General features: G+C 46.8%; 13 protein-coding genes. 8 read left to right on the top strand and 5 right to left on the bottom strand.

The annotated features are described in order from the left end of the window. Positions 1 to 144 precede the first annotated feature (144 nt). On the top strand, positions 145 to 1,395 hold the full coding sequence (locus tag L3Q72_RS17985) for a DEAD/DEAH box helicase (RefSeq protein WP_275133537.1): 1,251 nt from the start codon (positions 145 to 147) through the stop codon (positions 1,393 to 1,395). A 108-nt stretch (positions 1,396 to 1,503) separates the two neighbouring features. Here L3Q72_RS17985 and L3Q72_RS17980 read toward each other — a convergent pair whose 3' ends face one another. Genes L3Q72_RS17980 through L3Q72_RS17960 form a run of 5 tightly spaced genes read right to left on the bottom strand, consistent with a single transcriptional unit; the run spans position 1,504 to position 5,255 of the window. Continuing rightward, entirely contained in the window at positions 1,504 to 2,373 is an 870-nt protein-coding gene (locus L3Q72_RS17980; RefSeq protein WP_275133536.1) for a TIM barrel protein, read from the bottom strand. 9 nt (positions 2,374 to 2,382) lie between these two features. Then, positions 2,383 to 3,156, bottom strand: a complete 774-nt coding sequence (locus L3Q72_RS17975) for a triose-phosphate isomerase (RefSeq protein WP_275133535.1) — start codon at positions 3,154 to 3,156, stop codon at positions 2,383 to 2,385. Beyond that, a complete protein-coding gene (gene dhaL / locus L3Q72_RS17970; RefSeq protein WP_275133534.1) occupies positions 3,153 to 3,788 on the bottom strand; it encodes a dihydroxyacetone kinase subunit DhaL in 636 nt (211 codons plus the stop codon). Before dhaL ends, L3Q72_RS17975 begins: the two co-directional genes overlap by 4 nt. Positions 3,789 to 3,790: 2 nt before the next feature. Next, positions 3,791 to 4,789, bottom strand: a complete 999-nt coding sequence (locus L3Q72_RS17965; protein ID WP_275133533.1) for a dihydroxyacetone kinase subunit DhaK — start codon at positions 4,787 to 4,789, stop codon at positions 3,791 to 3,793. Between the two features lie 10 nt (positions 4,790 to 4,799). After that, complete coding sequence (locus tag L3Q72_RS17960) at positions 4,800 to 5,255, bottom strand: RpiB/LacA/LacB family sugar-phosphate isomerase (protein WP_275133532.1); 456 nt, start codon at positions 5,253 to 5,255, stop codon at positions 4,800 to 4,802. A gap of 437 nt (positions 5,256 to 5,692) precedes the next feature. Here L3Q72_RS17960 and L3Q72_RS17955 point away from each other — a divergent pair, with 437 nt between their 5' ends. The 7 genes from L3Q72_RS17955 to L3Q72_RS17925 all read left to right on the top strand — a co-directional run bounded on the left by L3Q72_RS17955 (position 5,693) and on the right by L3Q72_RS17925 (position 12,863). After that, positions 5,693 to 6,346 (top strand): GntR family transcriptional regulator, encoded by a 654-nt coding sequence (locus L3Q72_RS17955; protein WP_275133531.1) that lies wholly within the window; start codon positions 5,693 to 5,695, stop codon positions 6,344 to 6,346. Positions 6,347 to 6,424: 78 nt separating this feature from the next. Further along, the gene (locus tag L3Q72_RS17950) at positions 6,425 to 7,249 is read left to right on the top strand and encodes a transketolase (RefSeq protein WP_275133530.1); all 825 of its coding nucleotides are present in this window, start codon (positions 6,425 to 6,427) and stop codon (positions 7,247 to 7,249) included. A 25-nt stretch (positions 7,250 to 7,274) separates the two neighbouring features. Further along, complete coding sequence (locus L3Q72_RS17945) at positions 7,275 to 8,240, top strand: transketolase C-terminal domain-containing protein (RefSeq protein ID WP_275133529.1); 966 nt, start codon at positions 7,275 to 7,277, stop codon at positions 8,238 to 8,240. Between the two features lie 45 nt (positions 8,241 to 8,285). After that, positions 8,286 to 9,254 (top strand): sugar phosphate isomerase/epimerase family protein, encoded by a 969-nt coding sequence (locus L3Q72_RS17940; protein ID WP_275133528.1) that lies wholly within the window; start codon positions 8,286 to 8,288, stop codon positions 9,252 to 9,254. A gap of 83 nt (positions 9,255 to 9,337) precedes the next feature. Beyond that, on the top strand, positions 9,338 to 10,351 hold the full coding sequence (locus tag L3Q72_RS17935) for a tripartite tricarboxylate transporter substrate binding protein (RefSeq protein ID WP_275133527.1): 1,014 nt from the start codon (positions 9,338 to 9,340) through the stop codon (positions 10,349 to 10,351). A 96-nt stretch (positions 10,352 to 10,447) separates the two neighbouring features. Beyond that, the gene (locus L3Q72_RS17930; protein ID WP_275133526.1) at positions 10,448 to 11,314 is read left to right on the top strand and encodes a hypothetical protein; all 867 of its coding nucleotides are present in this window, start codon (positions 10,448 to 10,450) and stop codon (positions 11,312 to 11,314) included. A 13-nt stretch (positions 11,315 to 11,327) separates the two neighbouring features. Next, on the top strand, positions 11,328 to 12,863 hold the full coding sequence (locus L3Q72_RS17925) for a tripartite tricarboxylate transporter permease (protein ID WP_275133525.1): 1,536 nt from the start codon (positions 11,328 to 11,330) through the stop codon (positions 12,861 to 12,863). Positions 12,864 to 12,868: the final 5 nt, after the last annotated feature.

Raw genomic sequence — 12,868 nt, 5'->3', positions numbered from 1 at the left:
GTAAATGCGATACTAATTGGTACGACTTTATGGTTGAGTGGCATTCCTCCAGCTAATTTTCTGTTTAGTTCATTATCGCTAACATCTTTGCGGCAAATAGCATAAGATACACGCCTTTTACCCAGCACTGAGCCACTCATTGTAATGACAGATAACACACAGCAAGTGACATTTGCCGATCTTGGTTTGATTCCAACCTTAGTCGAGCGACTGGAATCCCTGGAATATAGCCAGCCGACTCCAATTCAGTCCCATACCATTCCTCACGTACTTGAAGGGCGGGATATTGTTGGTGGTGCCAATACCGGTTCTGGTAAAACCGCCGCTTTTGCGTTGCCAATTCTGCAAAAGATCTACCAGCAAGATGCATCACGTAACCGTCGTGGCAACTTTGTGTCTCATCTGATTTTGGTTCCAACTCGTGAGCTGGCATCACAGGTGGCTTACAAGGTTAAATCCTACTCGTACCATCTTAGAGATAAGATCAAAACGGTTGCGGTATTTGGTGGCGTATCGGTGAACCCTCAAATGCTGGCGCTTCGTGGAGGTAGTGACGTTATTGTCGCAACTCCGGGCCGCCTGTTGGATCTGGTATCCAGCAACGCCATCAAGCTGGACCAGGTAAAAACACTCGTCCTTGATGAAGCCGACCGTATGTTGAGCCTTGGATTTACCGACGAACTCAATAAGATTCTTGCACTACTACCCGAGAAGAAGCAGACACTGCTGTTTTCTGCCACTTTCCCTGAAAAAGTTACGAACCTGGTGAAGGGCTTGCTGCACGATCCCGTTGAAGTCCAGTTACAGAGTGCGGAAGCCAGTACCTTGGTACAGCGTGTGTTTAGTGTCAATAAAGGTCAGAAGACCGCAGTACTTGCGCACCTGATAAAACAGCACCAGTGGCGACAGACTTTGATTTTTGTGAATGCCAAGAATGCCTGTAACCACCTGGCTCAAAAACTGTCAAAACGCGGTATCACCGCGGAGGTTTTCCATGGTGACAAGGGGCAAGGCGCTCGTACTCGCGTGCTTGAAGGCTTTAAGTCTGGTGAGATTCAAGTGCTTATTGCGACCGATATCGCAGCTCGTGGTCTTGATATAGAAAAACTGCCAGTGGTTATTAACTTTGACCTTCCACGCAGCCCTGCTGACTATATGCACCGAATCGGGCGCAGTGGTCGTGCGGGCGAAGTCGGCCTTGGGTTATCGCTTATTGATTACGATGACTATCACCACTTTAAAGTGATAGAGAAGAAAAATAAGTTCCAGCTTGAGCGTGAGCAGGTTGAGGGTTTTGAAGTGGAAGAGGATCAAAGCGAAGCCTACTTTGCACCGACGAAACCACGTGCAAAGCCAGCCGGTACGGGGAAAAAGAAGAAAAAGCGTAAGCAGTAGAATGTAGTTGGTGGGAGTGCATATCAGATTCAAAGTTACCAGCTTTGGTATGTATTCCCACGCGGGAGCGTGGGAATGAGGGTCTGGTGAGTGATTTAACTATTGCCGTTAACATTTCAATGTTTTCTTTCTGCAACTCTGGCTTTCCATTATCATCTCAACAGAAGCTTTGAGCCTGCTATTTATCTCATCTAAAGGCAGGATCTCCTGCTTTGGTTTCAGCATCGCCCGGCCATCGGTTTTTCTGATCAGAGCAAAGGGCGCTTCGATACTGAAAAACGGCATCTTCTTGTATCTGGAGACGTGCTCGAACAGCTCCGGATACTGGCAAATCCCGTCACCGATGGCGCAGAACTCATAGCTGTCGCCGTCAAGAACCAGATCCTTGATATGGATATGCTCGGCGACATCCAGGCTCTGAACCGTGTCATACAGCAGATCGTTTTCCGGTCTGTGAGAGGCGAGGTTGCCCGGATCAAAATTAATTCCCATTACCTCAGAGAAATAATCATTCAGTACAGGATTAAAGTCTCTGGAGTCGTTGAGCATATAGGGTTGCTGATCGCCGACATTTTCTATCAGAATCTGTATTCTCAGCTCTTCGGCTCTGGCGATGGCTTTACTGGCGGCGTGCTGGAACTGACTCATATTGCCGTTTCGCGGGGCGTAAAGTATCAGGCGCGGACAGTCCAGAAGGTTCGCCAGATTGACCCGCTTGAGAAGCAGTTCGTTACAGTTTTCCAGTGTCATATGGCAGTGCGCAGCCAGAGAAGTACAGCGCATGTTTCTCTGGTTGAGCAGGTTACGGATATACCTGACATTGGCTTCAGATACACTCTCCTCATCAAGGTCATAAACGGCGCCCTGAATCAGTGCTAACTCAATATTGTAAACACCGAGGGAGTGAATTGAATCAAGCGCTTGCTCCATGCTGTAGCCGGAGTAGGCGACTGTACTGATGGAAAAGTTATCTTTCACAGTTCACCTCTATTTGCAGTAAGATTCAACGATAGACAGCAGCGCTGCGTATCCCTGAGCGTTCCATGCAGCTCTGCCAACAAACAGGCCGTCAATGCTTGGCTGCTGAATGAGCTCTGCGGCGTTGTCCTGATGTACACTGCCCCCGTACAGCAGCACGATCTGCTGCGCATCCTCTCTGCCGTACATATCAATCAAAGCTTCTTTAATTGCTTTCAGACCGTCTTCCGCTTCGTGGGGAGATGCCGGAACACCGCTCTCGCCGATTGCCCAGACGGGTTCATAAGCAATGATGACGTTTTTCAGCTCTTCTCTGCTGATCCCGAACAGCGCAATTTTTACCTGACGGACGATGGATTCTGCCGATACGCCCCAGCGCTTTTCATCTGCACTGTCACCAACACAGATAAGAGGCTTTAATCCGGCAAGCAGTGAGGCTCTTACCTTTTTATTCACCGTTGCGTCGGTTTCATTAAACATCGCCCGGCGTTCAGAGTGGCCGATTTCGACAATGGTTGCGCCGATATCTTTTGCCATATCCGCAGAAACCTCACCGGTAAAGGCGCCTTCTTTTGCCCAGCAGATATTCTGCACACCGATTCGGGTTCCGTACTTACTCAGTTTTTCTGCCACCTCTCTGACATAGGGGAAGGGCGGGATCAGAAATGTCTGAATTGCGTCTGGTGTCTCTTCTAAAATCGGCTGGATGGTTTCACAAAACGCCGCAACCTCAGCGGACGTTTTGTTCATTTTCCAGCTGGAACCTAGCCATATTTTTTTCATGCTGCTACCTCAGCGCAGGCGTACTCAGCCATAAACTTCAGGATCAGAGACATAGAGATTGCGCCCGGATCCGGGTGACCCAGAGAACGCTCACCCAGAGTCTTTGCTTTACCTGTTGTGGCGATCATATCCTTGGTTTTCTCAACACCTTGCTGAGCAGCATCGGTAACAGCTTCAATCGCTTCTCTGAAATCTGTGCCGGAAAGTTCATGAGCCTTGCGCATAGCAGGGGCCAGGGCATCAATCATGGTCTTTGCGCCTTCATCTGCACCGCCGCGTTTATAGATACCTTCAAGTCCGGCTTCCAGAAAGCGGGCTAAAACCGATGTTGTCAGTTGCTCTTCACCGGCAATCGCCTTACCTCCGGCTCTGAACAGGGTGCCGAAAATCGCACCGGATGCGCCGCCCATCGTCGACATCAGCTTAGTGCCGACTTTTGTCATCACATCGCCCACATCTTTTGCTGAGAAATTGTCATTCAGGTAGGTGTCGACATTAGAAAAACCACGTTCAATGCCAAGGCCATGGTCACCGTCGCCGATAACCTGGTCGTACTTAGTCAGCATTGGTTCGCTTGCAACCATATTTCTGGCGACAAGTTGCATCATCTCAATTGTTTCACGTGTATTCATTATTATTTCCTCAGGGCAAAAGAGTGGCAGGAGTGGTCGTACAGGCGTTTTAGTTGTTCATCAAGCTTGAACAGGGAGATGGAGTAACCGGACATCTCCAAAGAGGTGCAGTAGCTGCCAACAAGACAGTCATGAATGGCAATGCTTTTTTCAGCAAGGTAGTGGCTGACAGCTCGGTTCGCAATAAGAAGCTCCATCTGGGTAGAAGCGCCCAGGTTATTTACCAGTACACAAACTTCATCGCCCGATTTCAGTTGCAGATCTTCAATCAGCTTATCCATTAACTCATTAACGGTATCGTCAGCCGTTCCCAGCTTAGTTTTGCCAACGCCGGGTTCGCCGTGCAGGCCCATGCCGATCTCTATTTCGTCATCGGCAATGTTGAAGTTAAAGGTGTTATTGCGCGGAATAGCGCAGGGGCCCAGGGCAACACCAACAGATGCGGTATGTGCCAGTGCCTTTTCTGTGGCGGCGACAACATCGTCGAACTCGTAGTAAAGCTCTGCAGCAGCACCGGCAGCTTTTAGTACATATAAAGCACCTGCGATACCGCGTCGCTCTACACTGTTGGATTTCGGCGCAGAAAGGACATCATCGTTAATACGGACCGTGTGGGATTTAATATCATCGTCTTCAAGAAGCTCAGCGGCGATATCAAAGTTCATATTGTCGCCGGCGTAGTTACCGTAAACGAAGATCACGCCTTTTTCCGGGTTCAGCGCCGAGCAGGTTTCCATAATGGTGTCGGGAGCGGGCGCAGCAAATACATCGCCAATGGCAACCGCATCAGCCAGACCGTTACCCACAAAACCGCCGTACATTGGTTCATGACCGGCACCGCCTCCGGTAACAATCGCTACCTTATCCTGACGGAAGTCTTTGCGGATAGCGGCGGTCAGTGAGCCGATGGCTTCAAGGTGATCGGCGGCAACCATAAACCCTTCAAACTGTTCTCTTGCAACAGCGTCCGGGTTGTTTAAAAGTTTTTTAGGCTTTCTCATCACAAATCTCCTAGCTGGCTAAAATAGCGCTTTCAAGTTCCATAATGCGCTCTACTTTTGGCAGAGATGAGGCATCAATCTGGTCGGCATCCAGCCAGCTTTTTAAGATGGTTTTTGCCAGCTCAGGGCCAATGACCCGTGCGCCCATGGTAATGATTTGTGCGCCGTTACTTTTTCTGGCACGGACGGCTGAAAAAACATCGTGACATAATGCCGCGCGAATACCCGGAACTTTATTTGCCATAATAGAAACACCAATTCCTGTACCACAGACAATAAGGCCTCTTTCATGTTTATTATCTGCAACCGAACGGGCAACTCTTTCTGCTACATCAGCATATAAATTGGGTTGGTCAGCGGCGGCTTCACTATAGTCGGTATATTCATAACCTAATTCAACAAGATAGTCTTTTAGCGTGTCTTTAAAATCAACAGCTGCGTCATCGCAACCTATTGCAATATTCATAATATTCTCCGAATAGGGTGTGGGGTGTGATATTTATTCTGATTACATTATTACGCTAAGATATTTTTTACCGTTAATCTAATTAAAGTCTCATGCTATTTGACATATATCACGAAAAATATTTTAATTTATACATTAATTAATGCGTTAGAAAATAAAGAATTTATTTAATATTTAATGGTATTTTATTTGTGTATTTAAATATATATTCGATCTGTTTGTGTATATTTAAAAAACGATAACGTATTTATTTTGTACATTATCTTTTATTTAAAAAACGTATTATTGCGTGATTTAGTTCAAATTTAATTCTAATTTCTTATCTTATACTGCGTATGAATTTACAAATTAATTAAAAAATTTTTTAACGTATGCTTGGACGTATACGCCTATAATGAAACTGAAAAAGGTTAATACGAAAGAAGGTAAAAAAGGGAATGAAGTTATCTGAACAAGCATATGAAAAGCTTAAGCTGATGATTTTAGAGAATAAATTTAGAATTGGTCAGCAGTTATTAGTAGAAGAAGCAGTGGAAATCTGCGGATTCAGCAGAACGCCGGTTAGAGAAGCTCTGCTGAGATTGCAGGAAGATGGGCTGATAAAACTTCACCCAAGACATGGTTTGCGTATCTGTTCTCTGTCGCGAAGAGACATAGAAGAGCTGTATGAACTGATAGCGCACCTGGAAGTAACAGCCATTGAGTTGTGTATTCATCATAAGTTAAGTGAAGAACAAATAAGTGACTTGCGAGAATATACAAAATTAATGAACCTGGCCTTAGAAAATAATGACGTTTTTCAATGGGCTGAACATGACAGGATGTTCCATGAGACAATATTTGAATATACAGGGAACTCAAGGTTGATTGAAACTGCTAAGAAATATAATGAGCAGAATAAACGTTGTAAGGACATTGTAATTAAACTTCGTCCTTTACCTTGGGATTCAATTGCAGAACATAATCAATTAGTTGATGCAATTGAAAATGGTGATGCTGTTGGTGCCAGAGAAATGCATTTAATTCACTGGCGTGAAGTATCAAAACAATTTATTGGATTTTTAGATAATTATCATTTCCTGGATAATTAACTATAAGTAATCAACTTTAGATAGTTACGTTTTAAATTAAATTTATTTGAATCTTATTAAATTAAGGAGGGCACTGCTATGCCTAAGAAAAGTGTGGCAGAGCTTTATGAACTCGCCAGAGATATTCGTTTAGATATTTTAGACATGGTTTATAAAGCGCAATCAGGTCATATCGGTGGTTCTTTTTCGGCAGCAGAAATTGTAACAACCTTATATTTTTCCGAGATGAAGAATCTGGATCCCAATGACCCTCGCAAAGAGAACCGTGACCGGTTTGTTCTTTCCAAAGGTCATGCCTGTCCGGTCTGGTATTCGTGCCTGTCGCGTCTTGGCTACTTTGACCGCGAGAACCTGGATACGCTGCGTCAGATCAGCTCCATTTTGCAGGGCCATCCGGATATGAAGAGTACTCCGGGACTGGACTGTACAACCGGCTCTCTTGGCCATGGCTGCGCCTCTGCGACCGGAATGGCGCTGGAAGGTTTAATGGCCAGGGATGGCCGCCGCGTTTACTCGGTATTGGGTGACGGTGAAATTAACGAAGGTGTTGTCTGGGAAACGGCAATGGCAGCAGCCAAGTACAAGCTGGATAACCTGGTGTTCTTTATCGATAAGAACAACCTGCAGATGGACGGCACCAGTGACCAGATCATGCCTCTGCTGAGCATCGAAGATAAGTTTGAATCCTTTGGCTGGAATGTGCTGACCATCGACGGTCACAACATTGAGCAGATTCAGCAAGCGCTGGGAGCAGCACGCAACTTCAAGGGTAAACCAACCTGCATTGTGGCTAATACGGTGAAAGGTAAAGGTGTCAGCTTTATGGAAGATGTTCGTAACTGGCACGGCAAAGCGCCATCCACTGAAGAATATGAAGCAGCGCGCGAAGAGCTGGTTGCTTAAACAGGAACAGAGACTGGTAAATATTATGAAAGAGTTAGTGAAATCTAAAAAGCCAACCCGTTTAGCCTTCGCCGAGCGTATGGTGGAATACGGTGAGATTAATAAAGACTTCGCCGTTTTCGAGGCAGATATCGGTTATTCAACCAACTCCTATTTGTTCAATGAGAAATACCCGGAGCGTTACTTCCAGATGGGTATTGCAGAGTTCGGCATGATGGCGTCTGCATCCGGTATGGCAGCCAACGGTCGTCCGGTTATTGTCGCAGGTTACGGTGTGTTCCTGACCATGCGCGCTCTGGAAAGTGTCCGCAGCTTTATCTGTTATCCGAATCTGAATGTGAAACTGATGTCTTCACATGGCGGTACAACAGCAGCTATCGACGGCGTAACACACCAGGCATCGGAAGATATGGCGCTGATGACCTCGCTGCCAAATATGCATGTATTTGCTCCGTGTGATACCGCATCTACCCGCGCACTGTTTGATGTGACCATGGAAACCAAAGGCCCGGTTTACTGCCGTCTGATGCGTGACTCTTACTATGAAATGTATGACGAGACAGCAAGCTTCAAGTGTGGCGGAAGTAATGTTCTGTCAACGGGGTCGGATCTGACCATTGTTTCCTACGGCGACATTCTGTTCCAGGCAGTGGAAGCAGCCAAAGAGCTAAGTGCATCCGGCGTTAGTGTTGAAGTTATTGATGCCTACAGTGTGAAACCGCTGGACTGGGAAACCATCAGCGCTTCTATCAGAAAAACCGGACGTGTCATCGTTGCCGAAGGCCATCAGCAGCGCAACGGCATGGCTTATGAAATTGCTACCCGTATGGCAAAAGAGGGCATCAGTGCGAAGTTCGACCATCTTGGCCTGAAAGATACCTTTGCAGAATCCGGCGCTTATCCGCTTCTGCTGGACAAATACGGCCTTTCCGCCAAACACATTATTGATTCTGCCAGCGAAATGCTTGTTGAGTCTGAAGCCGCTATCTAGAAATTGACTAACCAACCCGCGAAGGGGCGGGGATAGGGAGATACCATGTTTAAGCATGCAGTAATTACCCCATTTTTGGGGCAAACCAAGGATCGTTTTTCAGAGTATAACGAACCTAAAACACTGGAGCAGAAGTTCCAGACGCTACGAATGATTGATGGTATGACAGGGGCTGAGCTTGTATACCCATACGAAGTGAACTATGACAACCTGGCTGAGCTCAAGCTTCTTCTGGCGAAATATGAAGTGGAAGTCGCGGCAATCAACGTCAACGTTAAAGTTGAGCCGGAATTCCGCTCAGGCGGTCTGACTTCTCCGGATAAAGCGGTTCGTGACAGAGCGGTGCAGTTTATCAAAGAAGCCAAAGACTTTGCTGAAGAAGTCGGCGCAGACAAGGTTCAGTGTTGCCCGTTAAGTGACGGCTACGAGTTCTCATTCCAGGCGAACTATGTAGAGACCTGGCAACGCCTTGTTGAAACCTTCGCGCAAGCGGCTGAGTATAAATCTCACATTCCTCTGTTTATTGAATATAAGCCGAATGAAGTTCGTGGCCGTTGTTACCTGGACGATGCAGCGAAAACTATCTGTTTGCTGAAAGACATCGGCAATCCAAGCCTTGGTGTGACTCTGGATTACGGTCATTCGCTTTATGGCGACAACAACCCGGCAGAAGAGCTTGCACTGCTGAATGCTCAGGATGTGCCTTACTACATCCACATTAATGATAACGATGGCAAATGGGACTGGGACTACTTCTGCGGAAGCCGCAGCCTGATGCAATACATCGAATTTATCTTCTATCTGAAGAAGTTCAACTACCAGGGTTGGTTAACCTCGGATACCTCACCAACACGCTGGGACATCGTGAAGATGTTCGAAGCCAACGTAAATATGACTAACCGTATTTCAAACCGAATCGACGAGATTGGTATGTCCAGTTTCGAAGAAAGTCTGCGCAAGAAAGAATATATGGACATTTGGGCAGATCTGCAGGGCTACTTTATGAAGTTTTAGTGACCCGACCCTACGACTCGTACCACTACAAAATGTTAACTTAATACTGTGCCACAGGCACAAATTATAAAAAGGTATACAACATGAAAAGAAGAACATTACTTGCCGGTGCTGCTATTGCTGCAGTAACAATGATGTCAAACGTATCTTTTGCATCGGAGCGCTACCCAAGCCGTAACATCACTGACGTGGTGACCTGGTCTGCAGGCGGCGGTACTGATGTGATTAACCGCGTTGCGACAGCATCTATGGCTAAGTATTTGGGAACTAATATTAACGTCATTAATAAACCAGGTGGTGTCTCTGGTTCGGTTGGTCTGTTAGAAGGTTTCGGAGCTAAGGCGGATGGCTACACATTTGTTGGTCTGTCTGAGTCTAACGTAACGGCAGCGGTTATGGGCGGTTGGGATAACCGTATGGATGTATTCGACTACTTTATTGTGGCAAGTTCTCCGGATGTGATTTCAGTTTCAAGAAACTCTGAAATCGACACAATTGAAGAGCTGGTTGAATATGTAAAAGCAAATCCAAATAAACTAAGAGTGGGTGCAGGCTCTGCGGGCTCTCTTCACCATATCAACTACCTTGCGTTTGCAAAAGGTATTGGCGGTGAGATGAACTTTATTCCTTACCCAGGTTCTTCTAAGAGCCAGAACGCAGCACTAAGTGGTGAAGTAGATGTGGTTATCACTTCTGTTGCAGAGCAAAACCAGCTTATTCAGGCTGGTGACTTTAAGGCACTGGCAACACTTACTGAAGAACCTTTTACTGTTGGTGACGTTAAGATCCCGTCTGGTCTGAAGGCATATCCTGCGCTAACTAAGCATCTGCCTATCTCTCAGGCTATCGGTTTTGCAATGAAGAAAGAAACCCCTCGTGATATCAAGATGAAAGTTGCGAAAGCCTTCGCCAGTGCGATGCAGAGCGATGAGATCACAAACTATGCGCGTGAAAATCACTACAAGGTAGTGGGTGAGTTTGGTAAGAAAGCAAACCAGCGTATGGCACGTCTTGAGTCTCTGTTCAGTTGGACACTTTGGGAACTGGAAGCGGCTAAGGTTAACCCTGAGTCACTGGGTATTCCTCGCCCTGAGTAATATTCCGGAGTAAGCAACCGGAGCCTCATCTCCACCTCTGAGGTTCCGGTCAGTTCAGTTTTTTATCTCGTTTCAATTATCGATTTGGGGGTCATAATGTCTGACACTACCATGCACTCAAAGGACGAGCACCTAGAAGATGACAAAGCAGCTGCGCAAGCACTGGAACAGGAGAAAATGCATGGATGGGACTTTGCCTTCTCCCTTGTTGTTATGTTGTTTTCCATTGGTGTTATCGCCACTTCACTGACAATGCCTTTCTCGGGAACTGTCGGTGGTGTTACTACCGAATGGTATGAATCACCGGGGCTTCTTCCTCTGTTTATCGGCTGCTCTCTGTTTGCAGCAGGTCTTTCTGTATTTATGCAGAGCAAAAATGAACAGGGTCGCGAGCGTTTTCTAAAATATTTTAAAGAGATCAATCCAAGCGGTTTTCTTGTGTCCGCTGGTGGCATCATCAGTTACATCTATGTACTGATCACCTGGTACGATTTCTTCTTAGCTTCTGCCGTTTTTCTTCTGCTTTATATCGGCCTTTACTATCTGGATGAGCCGGAGATTTCTAAGAAGCTGCTTAAGATCTACTACGGCAATATCGCTTTATCGACGGTTATCTTTATGACGGGTATCGATCAGGCAGTGAACAGCGGTTATCCATTTACTACGGACTTCCTGCTGGCTGCTACAGGTGTTGCCATGATTGCTGCTATGTACAGCAGTGCGAAAAAAGCCAATCAGGAGCTGGTACAGAAAGTACGCCGGATGACACTGATTGCGATTATTTTCCCGGCTGTGCTGTGTCCTATTTTCCGCTACTTCTTGCTGGTACCGCTGCCGAAAGAAGGTCTGGTTGTTGAGCAGGTGTTTAACACCACTTATTACACCTACATCTCCACCGGTAACAAAGCTGAAGAAGTTGAACTATCTGATGAGCAGATGTCGCAGCTCGAAGACGCATTTTAATAGGGATTAATATATGGACATTTTATCTGTATTCGGAAGTATGTTCTGGCATATTTTCACATCCCCGCTCCTGATACTGATCCTTGTGGGCAGTACCTTTCTGGGGATTATTTTCGGCGCTATGCCTGGCCTGACGGCAACGCTTGGTGTCGCTCTTCTTACAACCTTAACCTATGGTCTGGATAACCAGACAGCACTGCTGGCACTGCTTTCCATCTATGTTGGTGGCGTATATGGCGGTATGTATACCTCGATTCTGCTGAATATTCCGGGCACAGCAGCTTCGGCTGCAACGGCAATGGACGGTTACCCGATGGCGCAAAAAGGCCAGACAGGCCGTGCATTCGGACTGGCAACTACCTCATCGCTGATCGGCTCTGCTATCGGCATGGTGTTTGTGGCTCTGCTTTCTCCTATGATTGCCAAAGCCGCGCTGCAGTTTACTTCTTACGAGTACTTCCTTCTGGCGCTGTTCGGTATTCTTATTAGTGGTAGTCTGACCTCGCCGGAGCTGGCGATTAAAGGCTGGATTGCGGGTCTGTTTGGTATCTGGCTGTCGACAATCGGTCAGGACCATATGCAGATGTATCCGCGTTTCACTATGGGAATGCATGACCTTGATAACGGTATCGACGTGGTTCCGGTTCTGATTGGTGCCTTTGGTATTCCGCAGATTATGTCTGTACTGGAGTCCAAGATGAAGATGAAGTCGATGAACGCCAAGTCCATCGGCAAGCTGATACCTGATATGAAAACCATGTTTAAGAACTCCCGTCTGATTGGTGGTTCTGCGCTGACCGGTGTTGGTATCGGTGCGGTTCCGGGTATTGGTGAGGATATTGCAGCATGGGTTGCATACGGTATTGCAAGAAAGACCAGTAAGAAGCCTGAAACCTTTGGTAAGGGTGCGCCGGAAGGGGTTATTTCAACTTCGGTTGCCAACCAGGCTTGTGTGGGTGGTGCAATGATCCCGCTGCTTAGCCTTGGTATTCCGGGATCACCTCCGGCGGTAATGCTGCTGGGTGCGCTGATGCTGCATAACGTGGCTCCAGGCCCAATGCTGCTTAAGACTAACCCGACCTTTATCCCTGAAGTAACAGCCATTCTGTTTGCTGCGGCCATTGCGATGTGGGTGTGTGGTATGATTCTGTCCAAGCAGGTTGTCCACATTCTGCGTATCCCGCAGACACTGTTTATGCCTCTGATTGCTGTGCTGTGTGTTATCGGTTCATTTGCATTGGGTATGCGTGTCTTTAACCTGTACCTGATGGGCGTTATCGGCATTATTTCCTACTTCTTTATGAAGCTGCATGTTCCGATTGCTCCGCTGGTTATCGGTGTGATCCTTGGTCCTATGGCTGATACGGCGCTTCGTACCGGTCTTAAAACAACTGGCGGCAGTCTGATGCCAATGATTGAACGACCAATCTCACTGATTCTGGTTTGCATCATCACTATGATTATTTGTAGCCAGATCCCGGCGGTAAACAAAGCGATTCGCAATCTGTTTGCCAGTGTTAAGAACCGGCTGGCAACCACTTCGTCTTAAAAAGG

The organism is Vibrio sp. JC009, assembly GCF_029016485.1.
Lineage (GTDB): Bacteria > Pseudomonadota > Gammaproteobacteria > Enterobacterales > Vibrionaceae > Vibrio.
Note: the sequence above shows the minus strand (reverse complement) of the source record. Positions and strands in the feature narration are given on the sequence as shown.